This is a genomic window from Aquamicrobium segne, assembly GCF_042656785.1.
Lineage (GTDB): Bacteria > Pseudomonadota > Alphaproteobacteria > Rhizobiales > Rhizobiaceae > Mesorhizobium > Mesorhizobium segne.
This window is the reverse complement of record NZ_JBHSLL010000056.1, coordinates 33,580-51,725: the sequence shown is the minus strand read 5'-3', so window position 1 is coordinate 51,725 and position 18,146 is coordinate 33,580. Positions and strand designations below refer to the sequence as shown.

Annotated in this window: 22 protein-coding genes; 12 read left to right on the top strand and 10 right to left on the bottom strand. The window is 55.7% G+C overall.

The window, feature by feature from the left end; genetic code table 11:
* The 3 genes from hslU to hslV form a co-directional block, all read right to left on the bottom strand.
* The gene (gene hslU / locus ACFPLB_RS14865) at positions 1–1,311 is read right to left on the bottom strand and encodes an ATP-dependent protease ATPase subunit HslU (protein ID WP_378231030.1); all 1,311 of its coding nucleotides are present in this window, start codon (positions 1,309–1,311) and stop codon (positions 1–3) included.
* Positions 1,312–1,389: 78 nt separating this feature from the next.
* A complete protein-coding gene (locus tag ACFPLB_RS14860) occupies positions 1,390–1,977 on the bottom strand; it encodes a DUF2585 domain-containing protein (RefSeq protein ID WP_378231028.1) in 588 nt (195 codons plus the stop codon).
* Between the two features lies 1 nt (position 1,978).
* The gene (gene hslV, locus ACFPLB_RS14855) at positions 1,979–2,530 is read right to left on the bottom strand and encodes an ATP-dependent protease subunit HslV (RefSeq protein WP_378231026.1); all 552 of its coding nucleotides are present in this window, start codon (positions 2,528–2,530) and stop codon (positions 1,979–1,981) included.
* Between the two features lie 185 nt (positions 2,531–2,715).
* Here hslV and hisB point away from each other — a divergent pair, with 185 nt between their 5' ends.
* The 7 genes from hisB to coaA are packed head-to-tail and all read left to right on the top strand — an operon-like array spanning position 2,716 to position 7,307.
* Positions 2,716–3,315, top strand: a complete 600-nt coding sequence (hisB, locus tag ACFPLB_RS14850; RefSeq protein WP_378231024.1) for an imidazoleglycerol-phosphate dehydratase HisB — start codon at positions 2,716–2,718, stop codon at positions 3,313–3,315.
* A gap of 2 nt (positions 3,316–3,317) precedes the next feature.
* Positions 3,318–3,788: a DUF2628 domain-containing protein gene (locus ACFPLB_RS14845; RefSeq protein WP_378231022.1), complete on the top strand. Its 471-nt coding sequence runs from the start codon at positions 3,318–3,320 to the stop codon at positions 3,786–3,788.
* A 1-nt stretch (position 3,789) separates the two neighbouring features.
* The gene (gene hisH, locus ACFPLB_RS14840; RefSeq protein ID WP_378231019.1) at positions 3,790–4,440 is read left to right on the top strand and encodes an imidazole glycerol phosphate synthase subunit HisH; all 651 of its coding nucleotides are present in this window, start codon (positions 3,790–3,792) and stop codon (positions 4,438–4,440) included.
* The gene (gene hisA, locus ACFPLB_RS14835) at positions 4,437–5,171 is read left to right on the top strand and encodes a 1-(5-phosphoribosyl)-5-[(5-phosphoribosylamino)methylideneamino]imidazole-4-carboxamide isomerase (protein ID WP_378231017.1); all 735 of its coding nucleotides are present in this window, start codon (positions 4,437–4,439) and stop codon (positions 5,169–5,171) included. Before hisH ends, hisA begins: the two co-directional genes overlap by 4 nt.
* Before the next feature lie 29 nt (positions 5,172–5,200).
* Positions 5,201–5,995 carry an imidazole glycerol phosphate synthase subunit HisF gene (gene hisF, locus ACFPLB_RS14830; protein WP_378231015.1) on the top strand — a complete coding sequence of 265 codons (795 nt, stop codon included), beginning with the start codon at positions 5,201–5,203 and terminating at the stop codon, positions 5,993–5,995.
* Between the two features lie 8 nt (positions 5,996–6,003).
* The gene (locus ACFPLB_RS14825) at positions 6,004–6,330 is read left to right on the top strand and encodes a phosphoribosyl-ATP diphosphatase (protein ID WP_378231012.1); all 327 of its coding nucleotides are present in this window, start codon (positions 6,004–6,006) and stop codon (positions 6,328–6,330) included.
* A gap of 17 nt (positions 6,331–6,347) precedes the next feature.
* On the top strand, positions 6,348–7,307 hold the full coding sequence (gene coaA, locus ACFPLB_RS14820; RefSeq protein ID WP_378231010.1) for a type I pantothenate kinase: 960 nt from the start codon (positions 6,348–6,350) through the stop codon (positions 7,305–7,307).
* A 67-nt stretch (positions 7,308–7,374) separates the two neighbouring features.
* Here coaA and lysM read toward each other — a convergent pair whose 3' ends face one another.
* The 3 genes from lysM to ACFPLB_RS14805 all read right to left on the bottom strand — a co-directional run bounded on the left by lysM (position 7,375) and on the right by ACFPLB_RS14805 (position 10,013).
* Positions 7,375–7,824, bottom strand: a complete 450-nt coding sequence (gene lysM, locus ACFPLB_RS14815; RefSeq protein ID WP_378231008.1) for a peptidoglycan-binding protein LysM — start codon at positions 7,822–7,824, stop codon at positions 7,375–7,377.
* Positions 7,825–7,896: 72 nt separating this feature from the next.
* Positions 7,897–8,334, bottom strand: coding sequence for an alternative ribosome rescue aminoacyl-tRNA hydrolase ArfB (gene arfB / locus ACFPLB_RS14810; protein ID WP_378231006.1), 438 nt, complete (start codon positions 8,332–8,334; stop codon positions 7,897–7,899).
* A gap of 68 nt (positions 8,335–8,402) precedes the next feature.
* Positions 8,403–10,013, bottom strand: a complete 1,611-nt coding sequence (locus tag ACFPLB_RS14805) for a phosphoenolpyruvate carboxykinase (protein WP_378231004.1) — start codon at positions 10,011–10,013, stop codon at positions 8,403–8,405.
* Between the two features lie 318 nt (positions 10,014–10,331).
* Here ACFPLB_RS14805 and ACFPLB_RS14800 point away from each other — a divergent pair, with 318 nt between their 5' ends.
* The 5 genes from ACFPLB_RS14800 (at position 10,332) to ACFPLB_RS14780 (ending at position 14,337) form a co-directional block, all read left to right on the top strand.
* Positions 10,332–11,033 carry a response regulator transcription factor gene (locus ACFPLB_RS14800; RefSeq protein ID WP_378231408.1) on the top strand — a complete coding sequence of 234 codons (702 nt, stop codon included), beginning with the start codon at positions 10,332–10,334 and terminating at the stop codon, positions 11,031–11,033.
* A 225-nt stretch (positions 11,034–11,258) separates the two neighbouring features.
* A complete protein-coding gene (locus ACFPLB_RS14795; protein ID WP_378231002.1) occupies positions 11,259–13,037 on the top strand; it encodes a stimulus-sensing domain-containing protein in 1,779 nt (592 codons plus the stop codon).
* Positions 13,034–13,498: an HPr kinase/phosphorylase gene (locus ACFPLB_RS14790; RefSeq protein ID WP_378230999.1), complete on the top strand. Its 465-nt coding sequence runs from the start codon at positions 13,034–13,036 to the stop codon at positions 13,496–13,498. Before ACFPLB_RS14795 ends, ACFPLB_RS14790 begins: the two co-directional genes overlap by 4 nt.
* A gap of 144 nt (positions 13,499–13,642) precedes the next feature.
* Complete coding sequence (locus ACFPLB_RS14785; RefSeq protein WP_378230997.1) at positions 13,643–14,044, top strand: PTS sugar transporter subunit IIA; 402 nt, start codon at positions 13,643–13,645, stop codon at positions 14,042–14,044.
* A 17-nt stretch (positions 14,045–14,061) separates the two neighbouring features.
* Positions 14,062–14,337 (top strand): HPr family phosphocarrier protein, encoded by a 276-nt coding sequence (locus tag ACFPLB_RS14780; RefSeq protein ID WP_378231406.1) that lies wholly within the window; start codon positions 14,062–14,064, stop codon positions 14,335–14,337.
* A gap of 20 nt (positions 14,338–14,357) precedes the next feature.
* On the opposite strand, the gene ACFPLB_RS14775 is transcribed toward ACFPLB_RS14780, so the two are convergent.
* The 4 genes from ACFPLB_RS14775 to ACFPLB_RS14760 all read right to left on the bottom strand — a co-directional run bounded on the left by ACFPLB_RS14775 (position 14,358) and on the right by ACFPLB_RS14760 (position 18,142).
* A complete protein-coding gene (locus ACFPLB_RS14775; protein ID WP_378230995.1) occupies positions 14,358–15,236 on the bottom strand; it encodes a 3-hydroxybutyryl-CoA dehydrogenase in 879 nt (292 codons plus the stop codon).
* Between the two features lie 99 nt (positions 15,237–15,335).
* Positions 15,336–16,265, bottom strand: a complete 930-nt coding sequence (locus ACFPLB_RS14770) for an electron transfer flavoprotein subunit alpha/FixB family protein (protein ID WP_378230994.1) — start codon at positions 16,263–16,265, stop codon at positions 15,336–15,338.
* Positions 16,266–16,433: 168 nt separating this feature from the next.
* Positions 16,434–17,183: an electron transfer flavoprotein subunit beta/FixA family protein gene (locus ACFPLB_RS14765; protein WP_378230992.1), complete on the bottom strand. Its 750-nt coding sequence runs from the start codon at positions 17,181–17,183 to the stop codon at positions 16,434–16,436.
* A 209-nt stretch (positions 17,184–17,392) separates the two neighbouring features.
* Positions 17,393–18,142 (bottom strand): rhomboid family intramembrane serine protease, encoded by a 750-nt coding sequence (locus ACFPLB_RS14760; protein WP_378230990.1) that lies wholly within the window; start codon positions 18,140–18,142, stop codon positions 17,393–17,395.
* Between the last annotated feature and the right edge of the window lie 4 nt (positions 18,143–18,146).

Here is an 18,146-nt window from a genome sequence, read left to right as displayed (position 1 = left end):
TTACAAAATAAAGCGCGACAGGTCGGTGTTGCGCGACAGATCGCCAACATGCTTTTGCACATAGGCCGCATCGATGGTGATGGAACTGCCATCACGGTCGGGCGCATCGAAGGAAATTTCGTCAAGTACCCGCTCCATCACTGTTTGCAGGCGGCGCGCGCCAATATTTTCAACGCTGGCATTGAGGTCCACGGCAATGCCGGCCAATGCGTCAATGGCGTCATCGGTAAATTCAAGTGTCACGCCTTCCGTGCCCATCAGCGCCACATATTGCTTGATGAGGCTGGCTTCGGTTTCGGTCAGAATGCGAACGAAATCCTCTTTTTCCAGCGCCCGCAATTCCACGCGGATCGGCAGGCGGCCCTGCAATTCAGGTAACAGGTCCGAGGGCTTGGCGACATGGAACGCGCCGGAGGCGATGAAAAGAATATGGTCGGTCTTGACCGGCCCGTATTTGGTCGCCACGGTTGTGCCCTCCACCAGCGGCAGCAGGTCACGCTGCACACCTTCGCGCGAGGGGCCGCCGGATATGTCGGAGCGAGCAGCGATCTTGTCGATCTCATCGAGAAAGACAATGCCGTCATTTGCAGCCGATTCCAGCGCACGGCGCACCACCTCATCCTGATCGAGCAATTTGTCGGATTCATCGGCGATGAGCAGGGCGTAGGATTCTTTTACCGTTGTCTTGCGCGTTTTGGTGCGCTGGCCACCCATGGCTTTTGAGAACATGTCATTGAGGTTGAGCACACCGATATTGGCCCCCGGCATCCCCGGAATTTCAAATCCCGGCATGCCACCGGCCCCGCTGTCAGCCACTTCGATCTCGATTTCCTTGTCGTCGAGTTCGCCCTCGCGCAGCTTCTTGCGGAAGCTGTCACGGGTGGCGGGTGAGGCGGTTTTGCCAACCAGCGCTTCCAGAACGCGCTCTTCGGCATTGAGATGGGCGCGCGCCTTCACATCCTCGCGCATTTTTTCGCGGATCAGCACAATGGCGGCCTCAACCAGATCGCGCACAATCTGCTCCACATCGCGGCCGACATAGCCGACCTCGGTGAATTTGGTGGCTTCGACCTTGACGAAGGGGGCTTGCGCCAGCCGGGCCAGACGGCGTGAAATCTCGGTCTTGCCAACGCCGGTGGGGCCGATCATCAAAATGTTCTTAGGGGTCACTTCTTCGCGCATCTGGCCGTCAAGCTGCTGGCGGCGCCAGCGGTTGCGCAGCGCAATGGCGACAGCGCGCTTGGCTTCTTTCTGGCCGATGATGAAACGATCAAGTTCGGAGACGATCTCGCGAGGGGAAAAATTGCTCATGGGATTATACTCGTGAAACGGCGGGTGTGGCTTATGTATGGGCTGGCAGCCCGCATACAAGGGCGGCGGATCGATGGCTCACAGGCCAGCCTGCCAGTCTTTGACCCAATCGAGCGGTGAGATCAGCATCAGCACGTTCAGGCTCAGATTATCGCGGATGAGATAGCCCACCCCCAATTCAAAAAGGATCGCCAGCGCAATTGTCAGCCGCACAGGCAGGCGGGCAGCCAGAAAAAAGCCGAACGCCATGAACAGCGTGTCGAAGGTGGAATTGAGGATGCTGTCGCCGAAATAATCCAGCGAGATCGTGGCCTCGCGATAGCGGTTGATGATGACCGGGCTGTTTTCCAGAATCTCCCATGCAGCTTCCAGTGCAATGGCGAAGGAAAGCCGCGTCCATAGGGTTGAATTGCGCAGCAGCGCCCAAAACAGCAGGTAAAATAAAAAGCCGTGAATGATGTGTGAAAACGTGTACCAGTCACTGATATGCTGGGAATTTTCCGAGCTTATCACCACGTCATGCCACAACTTGATGGCGCCGCATTTGCAGATCCAGATATGGCCCATAAGGCGCAGGATCAGGGCCTGCAGGCTGACCAGAAGGGCGGCTGCCAGCACGCCCGTTTTCCAGTTCAGGCCCCAGGCCGGGCGGGTATGGGCTGCCATTTCAGGCTGCATCAAGGGTTTCGATCACAAAATTATGGTTGGTATAGACGCAGATGTCAGCGGCGATCTCCATGGCCTTGCGGGCAATGTCTTCGGCGCTTTTATCCGTGTCGATCAGGGCGCGCGCTGCCGCCAGCGCATAATTGCCGCCTGAGCCGATTGCCATCACGCCCTGTTCAGGCTCCAGCACATCGCCGGTGCCGGTCAGCGCCAGTGAAGTGCTCTTGTCGGCAACCAGCATCATGGCTTCGAGCCGCCGCAAATAACGGTCGGTGCGCCAGTCCTTGGCCAGTTCCACACAGGCGCGTGTCAATTGTTCAGGATATTGTTCCAGCTTGGCTTCCAGCCGTTCCATGAGGGTAAAGGCATCGGCGGTGGCCCCGGCAAAACCGGCAATGACATTGCCGTCCTTGCCGATACGGCGCACTTTTTTGGCATTGCCCTTCATGATGGTCTGGCCCAGGCTGACCTGTCCGTCTCCGGCAATGACCACCTTGCCGCCTTTGCGCACAGTGATGATGGTCGTGGCGTGCATGGTCAGTTGATTTGACATAGGATGCTCCGATATTGCGCCGGACTTTACAGAAAGCGGGCGGCGCATGACGAGATGTGTTTTTGCATATTTATGTCGTCATGGTTCGATTGCAAACACTGCTTTGCCAACTGGCAATCTCAGCATCATGCTGCTAGAAGACAAGCGTTTTTAAAGATTGCCTTTTGAGTATGGGAAAAGGTTTCATGGTCGAACGCTCCGCCGAAGTCAGCCGCATGACAAAAGAGACCGAAATTACGGTCTCTCTTCATATTGATGGCACCGGTAAATCCGACATTGCCACAGGCGTTGGCTTTTTTGACCATATGCTCGATCAATTGTCGCGCCATTCGCTGATTGACATGAATGTGCGGGCCAAGGGCGATCTGCATTTTGACGATCACCACACGGTGGAAGATACCGGCATTGTCATCGGTCAGGCGCTGGCAAAAGCGCTGGGCGAACGCCGTGGCATCATGCGCTATGCCTCGCTTGATCTGGCCATGGATGAGGCGCTGACCAGTGTGGCGCTTGATGTTTCAGGACGGCCGTTTCTTGTCTGGAATGTCGAGTTTTCCGCCCCGAAAATCGGCACATTCGATACCGAGCTTGTGCGTGAGTTCTTTCAGGCGCTGGCGCAACATGCGGGCATTACCTTGCATGTCACCAACCGTTATGGTGCCAATAACCATCACATTGCCGAAACCTGTTTCAAGGCGGTGGCGCGGGCCTTGCGGGCGGCAACCGAGCCTGATCCGCGCCAGCCTGACGCCATTCCCTCCACCAAGGGGTCACTGAAAGGGTGAGCATGGCAAGCCATGTCGTGATGCTGCCGCCACTGGCAAACCCGACGGACAGGGCCGAACGGGCCGTGCTGGTGCGCGATGGTTTTGCATGGGTAGCGTTTTTTCTGCCCTTGCTGTGGTTGCTGTGGCACCGGCTATGGGGAGAGGCTTTTGTTGCCGTGCTGCTTTTTTGTGGCTTTCTTCTTCTGGGGCCGGTCGGGTCATTGCTTGCCTTTCTTGTCGGGCTTTATGTCGGGCTGGAAGGGCAGGCGATGCGCATTGCCGCCTTGCGCCGTCGTGGCTACCGGCAATGGGGCGTGGTTGAAGGTGCAAACCTTGATGACGCCCATATGCGTTATGCCTATGCGGCATTTGATGAGTGGTTGGAACCGGAACCGGAGCCGGTGATTGGCATGGCCCCTGTAGAAACGGCCAGGCAGCATGTGATGGAGCCCGCGCCTTCGCTCGGTCTTGTCTCCTACGGCAGAAGCTGACATGCGTGTTGCCATTATCGACTATGGATCAGGCAATCTGCGCTCGGTGAGCAAGGCTTTTGAGCGGGCAGCGCGTGAAAGTGGCATTGATGCCGATATTGAACTGACTGCGGATGCACAGCGTGTGCGCAGGGCCGATCGGATCGTGCTGCCGGGTGTCGGAGCTTATGCCGACTGCGTTGCCAGCTTGCGTGCTGTCGAGGGCATGTGGGAGACCTTGAATGAGGTTGTGATTTCGCGTGGGCTGCCCTTTCTCGGCATTTGTGTGGGCATGCAACTCATGTCGGAACGCGGGCTGGAAAAGTCGGTCACGCAAGGTCTGGGCTGGATTTCGGGTGTGGTGGAAGAAATGTCACCTGCCGATCCTGCCTTGAAAATTCCGCAGATCGGCTGGAACACGATTGAGCTGAAACGCAACCATTCGCTATTTTCCGGCATTGCCACCGGGCAGCAGGGCCTTCATGCCTATTTTGTCCATTCCTATCATCTTCACGTTGAAAAACCTGAACAGCTCCTTGCGGTGACGGATTATGGCGGGCCGGTAACAGCAGCGGTTGCGCGCGATAATCTTGTCGGAACCCAGTTTCATCCCGAAAAAAGCCAGCGGCTGGGCCTTGCCCTTATTGCCAATTTCTTGAAGTGGAAGCCATGATCCTTTTTCCTGCTATCGACCTCAAGGATGGCCAGTGTGTTCGTTTGAAACTGGGTGATATGGCGCAGGCAACCGTCTATAGCGACGATCCTGCCGCGCAGGCTCGTGCTTTCGAAGAGCAGGGGTTTGAATGGCTGCATGTGGTTGATCTCAATGGCGCTTTTGAGGGGCAAAGCGTCAATGGTGTGGCGGTTGAGGCGATTTTGAAAGCCACCCGAAATCCGGTGCAGCTTGGCGGCGGTATTCGCTCGCTTGCCCATATTGAAGCCTGGCTGGAAAAGGGGCTGGCCCGCGTCATCTTAGGGACGGTGGCGGTGCGCGAGCCGGAACTGGTCAAGCAGGCCTGCAAGGCGTTTCCAGGCCAAGTGGCGGTCGGCATCGATGCGCGTGGCGGCAAGGTGGCGGTTGAAGGCTGGGCGCAAGCCTCGGAACTGGGTGTCATCGAGCTTGCCAAAGAATTTGAGGGCGTGGGCGTTGCAGCCATTATCTATACAGATATCGACCGCGATGGCATTCTGGCCGGGATCAACTGGGCATCGACCATTGAACTTGCCGATGCGGTTTCCATTCCGGTGATTGCATCGGGGGGGCTTGCCTCGATGGCCGATATTGAACGGTTGACCATGCCTGATGCGGCAAGACTGGAAGGGGCTATTTCGGGGCGTGCGCTTTATGACGGGCGCATTGATGCGGCAGAGGCGCTGGCAATTTTACGCAAAGCTCATGGCTGATTGGCACAATTGAAACAGGAAGTCATTTTATGACCCTCAAAGCCCGTATTATTCCCTGTCTGGATGTTAAAAATGGCCGCGTGGTCAAGGGCGTCAATTTTGTTGATCTGGTCGATGCTGGTGATCCGGTCGAGGCAGCACGCGCCTATGACGCTGCCGGCGCCGACGAAATCTGCTTTCTCGACATCACCGCTTCTTCTGAAAATCGAGATACGATTTTTGATGTGGTGGCGCGGGCTGCCGAGCATTGTTTCGTGCCGCTGACAGTGGGTGGCGGCGTGCGGCAAGTGGCTGATATTCGCAAATTATTGCTGGCAGGCGCCGATAAGGTGTCGATCAATACGGCAGCGGTCAAAAACCCGGATTTTGTGGCGCAAGCGGCAGACAAGTTTGGCAATCAGTGCATTGTCGTGGCCATTGACGCCAAGAAGGTCAGCAGCGAAAATGAGGTGGATCGCTGGGAAATCTTTACCCATGGCGGGCGCGAAAGAACCGGCATTGATGCCATTGAATTTGCCCGCAAGGTGGTTGATCTGGGGGCGGGTGAAATCCTGCTCACCTCCATGGATCGCGACGGCACCAAGGCTGGCTATGATGTGGCGCTGACGCGGGCCGTGGCTGACGCGGTGCGGGCGCCGGTCATTGCCTCGGGCGGTGTGGGCACGCTTGATCATCTGGTGGAAGGCATTCGCGATGGCCATGCGGCAGCGGTTCTTGCCGCGTCGATTTTCCATTTTGGCACCTATACGATTGCAGAGGCCAAGGCCTGTCTGGCGGCAGCGGGTATTCCGGTTCGTCTGGACTCTGATCCAGATCAGACTTAAATCGCGCCATGACCCATTTTACGCTTTCTGATCTTGAAAACATAATTGGCGAACGGGCGCGCTCTGGCGATCCGTCCTCCTGGACAGCCCAATTGTTTGCCAAAGGCATGGACAAGGCCGCCCAGAAATTGGGGGAAGAAGCGGTTGAAACGATGATTGCCGCAGTCAAAGGCGACACTCAGGGCATTGTTTCTGAAAGCGCGGATCTTCTCTATCATTGGCTTGTTGTGCTCAATCTTGGCGGTGTCTCGCTCAATGAGGTTCTGGCGGAGCTTGAGCGGCGTACAGGCCAGTCTGGTGTTGCTGAAAAAGCATCCCGCAGCCAGCCAGGCTGACGCGAGGGTAAAATATAATGGATCAGCTTGCCCCGAGCGCACAATATTCACCCTATCTGTTCTTTTCGGCGCAGGAGTGGTCAAAATTCCGCGCTGATACACCGCTGACCCTGACCAGCACCGAAGTCGATCATCTGCGCTCGCTTAATGACCCGGTTGATCTGGATGAGGTGCGCCGCATTTACCTGTCGATGTCACGACTGCTGTCTGCCCATGTCGAGGCCAGCCAGCTTCTGTCGGCACAAAGGCGGATTTTCTTCAATGGCAAGTCGGCGACGAAAACGCCTTTCATCATCGGTCTGGCCGGTTCGGTTGCGGTGGGAAAATCAACGACGGCACGCGTTTTGAAGGATCTTCTGGCCCGCTGGCCGTCCAGCCCCAAGGTTGATCTCATCACGACGGATGGCTTTTTGCTGCCCAATGAGGTGCTGCATCGTGAAAATCTGATGGAGCGCAAGGGCTTTCCTGAAAGCTATGATGTGGGGGCGCTGTTGCGCTTTTTGTCGGCGATCAAATCAGGTGAAAAGAATGTTCAGGCCCCGGTCTATTCACATCTGACCTATGATGTGGTTCCCGATTCCTTCATCACCATTGACCGGCCGGATATTCTGATTTTTGAAGGCTTGAATGTGTTGCAAACACGCAGCCTGCCGCCGGATGGCAAATTCGTGCCCTTCCTGTCTGATTTTTTTGATTTTTCGATCTATATCGATGCGGATGAAAGGCTGGTTCACGACTGGTATGTCGCCCGTTTCATGCGGTTGCGTGAAACGGCTTTTCGCAATCCGCAATCCTTCTTCCATCGTTACTCGCAGCTTACTAAAGGAGAAGCGCAAGCGATTGCCGAAGGCTTGTGGGCAAACATCAATCTGAAGAATCTGCGTGAAAATATCCTGCCGACACGGCCACGTGCCGATCTGATCTTGCGCAAAGGGGCCGACCATATGGTCGAGGAAGTGGCGCTCCGCAAGCTTTGAAAAGAGAAGTGCGGTCCTGGGGTCGTTGCATTTTGCCGTCAGACGATTGCGTCTGACGGCAAGAAAATCAAGATTCGAGATCGGGAATGCGCAATACCTGACCGGGATAGATCTTGTCCGGATGGGTCAGCATCGGCTTGTTGGCCTCGAAAATGACGGTGTATTTTGAAGCCTTGCCGTAATGTGCCGCAGCAATCTTTGAAAGATTGTCACCCTTCTTGACGGTGTAGAAAACGGCTTCCTTGGCGGCAGCGTCAGAGGTGGCTTTCAATTCGTCGGCCTGCACCTTGGAGACGCCAAGTGTATTGCCGACCGCAATGATGGCCTTTTCAAGTGCCGACTGATCTGCGACCTCACCCTTGAGCACGGCAGTGTCGCCATCAATCTCGACCACAACCTTGTCGGTGCCCAGCTTGTGGGAATCGAGCTCTTTTTTCAGGGCGTCTGCATCCGGGGTCTCATCATCGCCAAAGCCAAGCTTTGCACCCACATTCTTTACGAAGTCAAAAATGCCCATAAAACTCTCCTTGTTGTTCGGCAATGATACGCTTCAACTTAGATGAAGAAAATGGAAGGGGACAGGGTTTTGTCAATCATTGTCGATGCGCCCCCGTAATTTCTTGATGGCAGAGCGCCCGGCCTTGGCTTTCAGCCGCCGTTCGATCGAGCCTTTGGTGGGTCTGGTCTTTTTGCGCGGTGCGGGCGGTGGTTCTGCAGCTTTGGCAACAAGCTCTGTCAGCCGCTGGCGGGCGTCAGCGCGATTTTGTTCCTGAGTGCGAAAGCGCGCCGCTTCAATGAGGATGACGCCTTCCTTGCTGGCGCGCTGGCCGGCCAGTTTGATGGCGCGCTCCTTCACATATTGGGAAAGGCCGCGGGCATTGGCAGCATCGAAGCGCAACTGGACGGCGGTGGCCACCTTGTTGACATTCTGGCCGCCCGGACCGGAAGCGCGGATAAAAGCTTCTTCAAGCTCATCGGAATAGATGGTGGTTTGCCTGTCGATGATGATGTTGTCTTCTGTGCTCATCAGCCAGTCATGCCGTCTGACGCACAAAAAGAAAAGGCCCGGCTGAGCCGGGCCTTTGAAAGGGCGCTCTATTGTGCAGTCTGTTGCAGATGTGGAGCGGCATCTTTGACTGCGGCATCGACATGGGCTTCAAATATGCTGAAATTCTTGATGAACATGCCAACCAGCCTGGCCGCCTGTCGATCATAGGCTTGCTTGTCGGCCCAGGTTGAGCGCGGGTCGAGGATGGATTGCTCGACACCGGGCACCGACATGGGCACTTCAAAGCCAAAATTCGGATCAGTACGGAACTTGGCCTGTTTGAGCGAGCCATCGAGGGCCGCACTTAAAAGAGCGCGGGTGGCCTTGATTGGCATGCGGCTGCCAATACCATAAGCGCCACCGGTCCAGCCGGTATTGACCAGCCAGCAATCAACCTTGTGTTCGGCAATCAGTTTGCGCAGCAGATTGCCATATTCGGATGGGTGGCGTGGCATGAAGGGCGCACCAAAACAGTTGGAGAAGGTTGCTTCCGGCTCGGTCACGCCGCGCTCGGTGCCAGCCACCTTGGCCGTATATCCTGAAAGAAAATGGTACATGGCCTGTGCCGGGGTTAGCTTTGCAATTGGTGGCATGACGCCAAAGGCATCGGCGGTGAGCATGATGATGTTTTTGGGATGGCTGGCGCAGCCGGTTGCGCTGGCGTTGGGAATGAAGTCGAGCGGATAGGCGCAACGTGTGTTTTCAGTGCGTGAGCCATCGTCAAAATCAGGCACACGCTTGTCATCGAGCACGACATTTTCCAGCACCGTTCCAAAACGGCGGGTGGTGGCAAAGATTTCCGGCTCAGCCTCAGCCGAAAGGCGGATGGTTTTGGCGTAGCAGCCACCCTCGAAGTTGAAAATGCCTTCCGGCCCCCAGCCATGCTCATCATCACCGATAAGGGTGCGCTTTGGATCGGCTGAAAGCGTGGTCTTGCCGGTTCCTGAAAGACCGAAAAAGACTGCTGACTCCCCATTGGGGCCTTCATTGGCCGAGCAGTGCATGGGCATGACGCCCTTGGCGGGCAGAATGTAATTAAGCGCGGTAAACACCGACTTCTTTATCTCGCCCGCATATTGCGTGCCGCCAATCAGTACGATCTTGCGGGTCAGATCAACCGCAATCAGCGTTTCGCTGCGCCCGCCATGGCGCGCATTGTCCGCGCGGAAGGAAGGCAGGTCGATAATCGTCATATCGGCTGTGAAACCGGCAATTTCCTCATCGGAAAGACGGATCAGCAGATTGCGGATGAACAGTGAATGCCAGGCAAATTCGGTAATGACGCGGGTCGGCAGGCACAAAGAGCGATCAGCGCCGCCAATCATATCCTGAACAAACAGGTCTCTGCTTGCCGCATGGGCAATAAAATCCGCATAAAGCTGGTCAAACTGGGCAGGTGTCATGGCGTGGTTATTGTCCCACCATACCTGTGCTTCGGTGTTTGCATCGCGAACGACGAATTTGTCCCTGGGCGAGCGGCCGGTATACTGGCCGGTATCGGCCACCAGCGCGCCATGGGCGGTCAGGCGGGCCTCGCCGCGACGGATGGCCTCTTCGCTTAGCTCGGCAGGTCCGAGATTGTAATGCACCCTCCCGGAACTCTGAAGGCCGAGCACATCAAGCCCGTATGCGGGATTGCGTTTGCCGATTTCCGACATGAAGATCCTTTCGCGGTCCACAAAGACGATGGACGAGCAACTCTGTGGCTCGTCCACTTTGGGTCAGAACCAGAAAAAATAAATAATATCAAATGTTTAATCGATTTAAAAAATTTGAAAGTTGTTTAAATCGTTTAGATGTGTGTAAAACTGTCAGACAAACCCAAAGCAGGCTTTACCAGACCCGCTTTTACCGGTTGCAAGTTTTATGGCATATGTGGCGCCAGATGAGTGACACGTCACATTTTGTACCTAATTTGTCCTGCACAAGCCCTTCTGTTTTGAGAAGGGATGCCGACCATGAGGGAGCCACTTGAAATGGCAACGATTGCGCTGGTCGATGACGACCGCAATATTTTAACTTCGGTTTCCATTGCACTGGAATCCGAGGGCTATCGGGTCGAGACGTACACAGATGGCGCCTCGGCGCTGGAGGGGCTGGCTGCACGTCCGCCCAATCTGGCCATACTGGACATCAAGATGCCGCGTATGGATGGCATGGAACTGCTGCGCCGCCTGCGCCAGAAGACCGATCTGCCGGTCATCTTCCTGACCTCCAAGGATGACGAGATCGATGAGCTTTTCGGTCTCAAGATGGGGGCCGATGATTTTATCCGCAAGCCGTTTTCACAGCGTTTGCTGGTGGAGCGGGTCAAGGCCGTGCTGCGCCGCGCCAGTGCGCGTGAAACCACGGCCAAGACGGCAAACCAGCAAAGCCGCTCTCTGGAGCGCGGCCAGCTTGTCATGGATCAGGAGCGCCATACCTGCACCTGGAAGGGGCAGCCGGTGACATTGACGGTCACCGAATTCCTCATCCTGCATTCGCTGGCCCAGCGGCCGGGCGTCGTCAAGAGCCGCGATGCGCTGATGGATTCGGCCTATGACGAGCAGGTCTATGTCGATGATCGCACCATTGACAGCCACATCAAGCGGTTGCGCAAGAAGTTCAAGGTGGTCGATGATGATTTCGAGATGATCGAGACACTTTATGGTGTCGGCTACCGCTTCCGGGAAGCGTAAAGTCTGATCGTGAAAAGTTGCAGATTTTTCAGATAAAAATCATGGGTTGAGGACAAGAGGCCGGAGCATGAGGATTTGAGATGAAATCACCATGCGCTAGAGCATCGGACCGAAAAGTGGAATCGGTTTTCGGATTATTCCGATGCTCATTCAAAGTGTTAGAGCGTCCTTTGTGCGTCCGATTGGACGCACGGCGCTCTAGCCGATAGCGGGGCCACAGGGGCCATGGCCACCAATCTGCAATCAAGGAAAACGGCAGGTGTCGGCAGGCGCCCGGTTCGCCGCCTTGCGGTTTTGTCAAAGGTGACGGTGCCGCTTCGCCGCTTCCTTGGCCATCATTTCTTTTCCAGCCTCACAAGACGCATCCTGTTTGTCAATCTGGCCGGTCTGGCCGTGATGGTGACGGGTATTTTATACCTGAACACCTTCCGGGACGGGCTGATTGATGCCCGTGTCGAAAGCCTGATGACGCAAGGTGAGATCATTGCAGGCGCCATTGCGTCTTCGGCGACGATTGAAACGGATTCAATCAGTATCGACCCGGAAAAACTGCTGGAATTGCAGGCAGGCGAAAGCCTTGCCCCCGGCTCCGACCAGTTGGATGATCTTGATTTTCCTATCAATCCTGAGCGTGTCGCTCCGTTGTTGCGCCGTCTGATTTCACCCACCAAGGTTCGCGCCCGTGTCTATGACCGGGATGCCATGTTGTTGCTGGATTCACGCAGGCTTTATTCGCGTGGCCAGATTCTGCGCTATGATTTGCCGCCGGTGGATGAGGACGCGCCGAATATTTTAGAGCGGGTTGAGCATTTTGTCTTCAATCTGTTTCGCAATAACGACCTGCCGGTCTATCATGAGCAGCCGGGCGGCAATGGTGCGGCCTATCCTGAAGTGATGAAGGCCCTGACCGGCAGCCCTTCAACCATTGTGCGCCTTTCTGAAAAGGGCGAGCAGGTGGTTTCGGTTGCTGTGCCGATCCAGCGGTTTCGTGCTGTGCTGGGGGTTTTGATGCTGTCCTCGGAAGGGGATATTGACAAGATCGTTGCAGCCGAGCGTAAGGCGATCTTGCGCGTTTTTGTCATTGCGGCTCTGGTGACAGGGCTGATGTCGCTGCTTTTGGCCTCCACCATCGCCAATCCGCTGCGGCGTCTGGCGGCAGCAGCTATTCGGGTGCGCCGGGGGGTGAAGGGGCGTGAGGAAATTCCTGATTTTTCCAACCGGCAAGATGAGATTGGCAATCTTTCCGTGGCGGTGCGCGACATGACCAATGCGCTTTATGCGCGTATTGATGCGATTGAAAGTTTTGCTGCCGATGTCAGCCATGAGCTGAAAAATCCGCTCACTTCGCTGCGCAGTGCGGTGGAAACGCTGCCGCTGGCCAGGAGCGATGTTTCGCGTGAGCGGCTGCTGGAAGTGATCCAGCATGATGTGCGCCGCCTCGACCGGCTGATCAGCGATATTTCCGATGCCTCACGCCTTGATGCCGAACTGGCGCGCGAGGATGCCGACAGTGTCGATCTGAAAAAATTCCTGACCGATCTTGTTTCGGTGTCGCGTGAGGCTTCCCGGCACAAGAAGCCGGTCGATATTCAGCTTCTTGTTGCAAGCCTGCCGCCGGGTGCAAAAGACTACCGCGTCAGCGGCCATGATCTGCGTCTTGGGCAGGTCATCACCAATCTGATCGAGAATGCGCGCTCTTTTGTTCCCGATGAGCAGGGTGTGATTGCTATTGCGCTCAAACGGGCTGGAAATTCCAATATCATCACCATTGATGACAATGGACCTGGTATCCGCACCGATGCGCTTGAACGCATTTTTGAGCGTTTCTATACGGACCGCCCTTCCAGCGAAGCGTTTGGGCAGAATTCAGGTCTTGGTCTGTCGATCAGCCGCCAGATCATTGAGGCGCATGGTGGAACATTGATGGCTGAAAACATCCCCGGTGCGCGGCCCGGTGACATCAAGGGTGCACGTTTTACCATTAGCTTGCCGGTTGAAGCATGAGTGTTGCGGACATACCGGTCAATGTTCATGGTACGGCCCTTGTGCTGGGCGAGTGCGGTATCCTTGTCATGGGACCATCCGGTTCAGGCAAAACCACATTGGCGCTGGAACTGATCGAGCGTTTCAGAAGCCAGGGCCGGTTTGCGCGGCTGATTGGGGATGATCAGCTTTTTGTGGAAAACCAGACAGGGCGGCTGGTGTGTTATGCGCCTCCCGCCATTTGCGGGCTGGTTGAGGTTCATGGCCTTGGTGTGCGCCATTTGCCTGCTGAGCCGGCTGCCGTGATCGACCTTGTTGTCTGTCTTGTTCCGGAAAAAGATATGGTGCGGTTTCCAGAGGCGGTGACAAAACAGCTTGTCGGCTGTCAGGTGCCGCGAATCGATGTGCCTGCCCAAAATGTGATATATGGGCTGCGTATTGTGAAATCCTGGCTGGAAATGCCGCCCTTAACCGTAATTTGACCGGTTTGTGTGATAAAAACAGTCCACCCGGCACAGTTTGGGGCTTGCCAATATATCTGGTCTCGACAAGATGGCTTTCCCGTGCCACGAGATGATAACGATAAGAAGCGCTTGTGAAGGGGCCATGACTGGAGCCATCCAACAATGATCGGACTCGTGCTCGTCACGCATGGCCGTCTGGCCGAGGAATTCCGCTACGCATTGGAACATGTGGTCGGTCCACAGGACCAGTTGGCCACCGTGTCGATCGGTGCGGAGGATGATATGGAACAGCGCCGCCGTGATATTATTCAGGCGGTGAAGGATGTGAACACCGGAACCGGTGTCATTGTGCTGACCGATATGTTTGGCGGCACACCTTCCAATCTGGCGATTTCAGTTCTGGAAGCCGGGCGCACGGAAGTGATTGCCGGGGTCAATCTGCCGATGCTGATCAAGCTTTCGGGTATTCGCAAAACCGACGATATAGAGGTTGCCGTCGAGCAGGCGCAAATTGCCGGGCGCAAATATATCAATGTTGCAAGTCAGCTTCTGGCAGGCAAATGAGCACTGCTGCACAGGGCATGAAAGAGTTCGTTCGCGAGATCAGAATCGTCAATCAGCGCGGCCTGCATGCGCGCGCTTCGGCCAAATTTGTACAACTGGTCAGCGGCTTTGATGCCGAGATTGCGGTTGAAAAAGATGGCATGCGTGTTGGCGGAACCTCAATCATGGGCCTGATGATGCTGGCGGCAAGCCCCGGCTGTTTTGTGCGGGTGATTGCCAGCGGGCCTCAGGCCAGGGCCGCGCTTGATGCGCTGACCGAACTGATCTCAAACCGTTTTGGCGAAGAAATTTAAAGCGTGCCGCAATCTGTTGCTTATCGCGTCGGCACGGGCTGTTCGCCGCGATAATCATAAAAGCCGCGTCCGGTTTTGCGACCAAGCCAGCCAGCCTCGACATATTTGACCAATAATGGGCAGGGACGGTATTTGGAGTCCGACAGGCCGTCATGGAGCACCTGCATGATTGACAGGCAGGTATCCAGACCGATGAAATCGGCAAGCTGGAGCGGCCCCATCGGATGGTTGGCGCCAAGGCGCATGGCCGTGTCGATGGCCTCGACCGAGCCTACCCCTTCATAAAGCGTGTAAATGGCCTCATTGATCATCGGCAGTAAAATGCGGTTGACGATGAAGGCTGGAAAATCCTCGGATACGGTGATCGCCTTGTCGAGTTGCTTGACATAGGATTTTGCCGTTTGAAAGGTTTGATCATCGGTGGCGATGCCGCGCACCAGTTCCACCAGCTTCATGACCGGAACCGGGTTCATGAAATGAATGCCGATGAAGCGTTCAGGACGATCCGTCTGGGCGGCCAGACGGGTGATGGAGATGGACGAGGTGTTGGTTGCCAAAATTGCGCCTGGATTGAGCAGCGGGCAAAGGTCGGCAAAAATCTTGCGCTTGACGGCCTCATTTTCGGTTGCGGCTTCAATAACCATATCAGCGGCTGCCAGATCAGCCATGGAGTGAGCCGCAGTAATGCGGGCAAGCGCATCTTTGCGGGCCTGTTCATCCAGTTTGCCCGAGGCAACCTGCCGGGCCATATTGCCACTGATTGTGGCCAGCCCCTTTTCGATGCGGTCAGATGAAATATCGTAGACTAAAACATCATAACCAGCCAGAGCCGAGACATGGGCAATGCCGCCTCCCATCTGTCCTGCTCCGACGATGCCGACCGTTGCGATCCTGTCCATTTTGTTTTCGCCTGCTTGAAATTGTGTGTCACACACCAAAAGGACGGGGCCATTTATTGACCCCGTCCTTGTCAGTTTAATCTGTTTGCACCGTTATGGTCAAAGCGCCTTGTCAAGTTCTGGCAGAACAGTGAAAAGATCGCCGACAATGCCATAATCAGCCACCTGGAAGATAGGGGCCTCTTCGTCCTTGTTGATAGCCACAATGACCTTGGAATCCTTCATGCCGGCCAGATGCTGGATGGCGCCGGAAATACCGCAGGCAATGTAAAGATCAGGGGCGACCACCTTGCCGGTCTGGCCTACCTGCCAGTCATTGGGGGCATAGCCTGCATCAACGGCAGCGCGTGAAGCACCGATCGCCGCTCCCAGCTTGTCAGCCAGCGGCAGGATGACTTCTTCAAACTTTTCTGCCGAACCGAGTGCGCGCCCGCCGGAGATGATGATGCGTGCCGAGGTCAGTTCCGGGCGGTCGCTTTCAGACAGCTTGTTTTCCACAAAGCTCGACAGGCCCGGATCAGCGGCAGCCGACACTGTTTCCACCGGGGCCGAACCGCCTTCAGCGGCTGCCTGAAAAGAGGCGGTGCGCACGGTGATGACTTTTTTTGCCTCGGTTGACTGTACCGTCTGGATGGCGTTGCCGGCATAGATCGGGCGCTTGAACGTATCAGGGGCTAGCACCTCGGTGATTTCCGAAATCTGGGTCACATCAAGCAGGGCGGCAACGCGCGGTGCGACATTCTTGCCGGCGCTGGTCGCTGGGGCGATGATGGTGTCGTAATTGGCAGCCTGGGCCACGATCAGTGCAGCAAAAGGTTCGGCCAGACGCTCAGCTAGTTCATCGGCTTCCGCCAGCAGCACCTTGCGCACGCCGGTCAATTTTGCAGCCGCATCGGCAGCCGCCTGAGCATTTTGACCGGCTACCAGCACATCCACATCGGCGCCGATCTGGAGGGCAGCGCTCAGCGTCTTGGCGGTCTGGTCTGACAGCGTGGCGTTGTCATGTTCGGCGATCAGAAGGATTGCCATTTTTTATCTCCTATTCCCGCCTGAAAGCGTATCGTGAATTTTTTTTAAGTTCACTTTCCTGCCTCAGGCCCTTGTTTGACGCATATCTTTGATTTCAAAGCCGTTTTCAAGTTTTGAGCTTAAAAGGCTTTGCAGCATTTCATTGTTTTGGTGGAAACAGGAAATGATTTAAAGTACGCCTGCTTCGTTCTTGAGCTTGTCAACCAGTTCGGCCACCGAAGCGAGCTTGACGCCAGCCTTGCGGCCTTGCGGCTCTTCGGTCTTGATGATTTTCAGACGCGGTGAAACATCTGCGCCATAATCGGCCGGGCTTTTTTCCTCAAGCGGCTTCTTCTTGGCTTTCATGATATTGGGCAAGGAAGCATAGCGCGGCTCGTTAAGGCGCAGGTCCGCCGTCACAATGGCTGGAAGTTTCAGCTCTACCGCTTGCAGGCCGCTATCAACCTCGCGGGTGATTTTTGCCTTGTCACCCTCAAGCTCAACCTTCGAGGCAAAGGTGCCTTGTGCCCAGCCTAAAAGTGCAGCCAGCATCTGGCCGGTCTGGTTGCTGTCATCGTCGATGGCCTGTTTGCCGAGGAGGACAAGACCGGGTTGTTCAGCCTCGACCACGCCTTTGAGCACTTTGGCAACGCCGAGCGGCTCGGTCGCTTCGTCGGTTTTAACCAGAATGGCGCGGTCTGCACCCATGGCAAGAGCGGTGCGCAGTGTTTCTTGTGCCTGCTGGGGGCCGATGGACACCACGATGATCTCATCTGCCTTGCCCGCTTCTTTTAAGCGGATGGCTTCTTCCACCGCGATTTCATCAAACGGGTTCATCGCCATTTTCACATTGGCAAGTTCGACGCCTGATCCGTCGCTTTTCACGCGAACCTTTACGTTGGCATCGACAACCCGTTTGACGGGGATGAGAATTTTCATGCTGTATGCGCCTCTCAATCTGTCACAGGCAACGCAAATTGCAGCGTTTCCTTGTCAAAACTATTCAACCGGCATCCCAGCGCCAATCGTGGCGGGAGGTTTTTTGCAGTCGGCCGGCAGCCTAGTTTGGGCCCCCGGACCCGTCAATATGAATCGGGGCGTATCGGGCAAACAAAATCGGTTGAAATGTCGCAGCCTGTTTTGCGCTTTTACGGCACAGGGTTTTCTTCATGCCGTGTTTCAATTGCTGTGGCGGGCAGATCGGCAGGCAGGGTTTGGGGAGAAGAAAACAGCGCCACGTCACGACGTTTGAACACAGTCACCATCGCGCCACCGGCAAGAATGCCGCCAATATGACAGGCCCAAGAAATCTGATCACCGGACATGCCAAAAAACATGATGAATTGCAGGCTGATCCAGGCAGTCAGCACCCACCAGGCGAGCAGGCGCAAGGGAATGCGGGCAAAGGCAAGGATCCAGACTTTGTGGCGCGGATAAAGCAGCAGATAGGCGGCGATAACACCGGCCACCGCACCTGAAGCGCCGATCAGCGGAGCCTGGGATTCGGGGGCGACCAGCCCATGGACAAAGGCGCCGGCCACCGCACATAAAAGATAGAAGGTAAAAAACCGCCAATGCCCCATGGCATCTTCAACATTGTCACCAAACACCCATAAAAACAGCATGTTGGCGCCAAGATGGAAAATGTCGAGATGCAGGAAGGAATAGGTAAGATAACTCCAGCCTTCCGGTATCATGATGAATTGCGGTGCAAGTTCTGCGTGCTGGTAGATGATGGACGGGATGAAGCCCAATCCGAGCATGGCGGCGTTGGAAAAATCTTCGCCGCCAAGTGTCGTTGTGAAATAGGTGAGGATATTGAGCGCGATCAGCCCGATCGTGACCCAGGGAAACCGGATATATTGCAGTTGGTTTGTGTCATGAAGCGGAATGAACATCAGA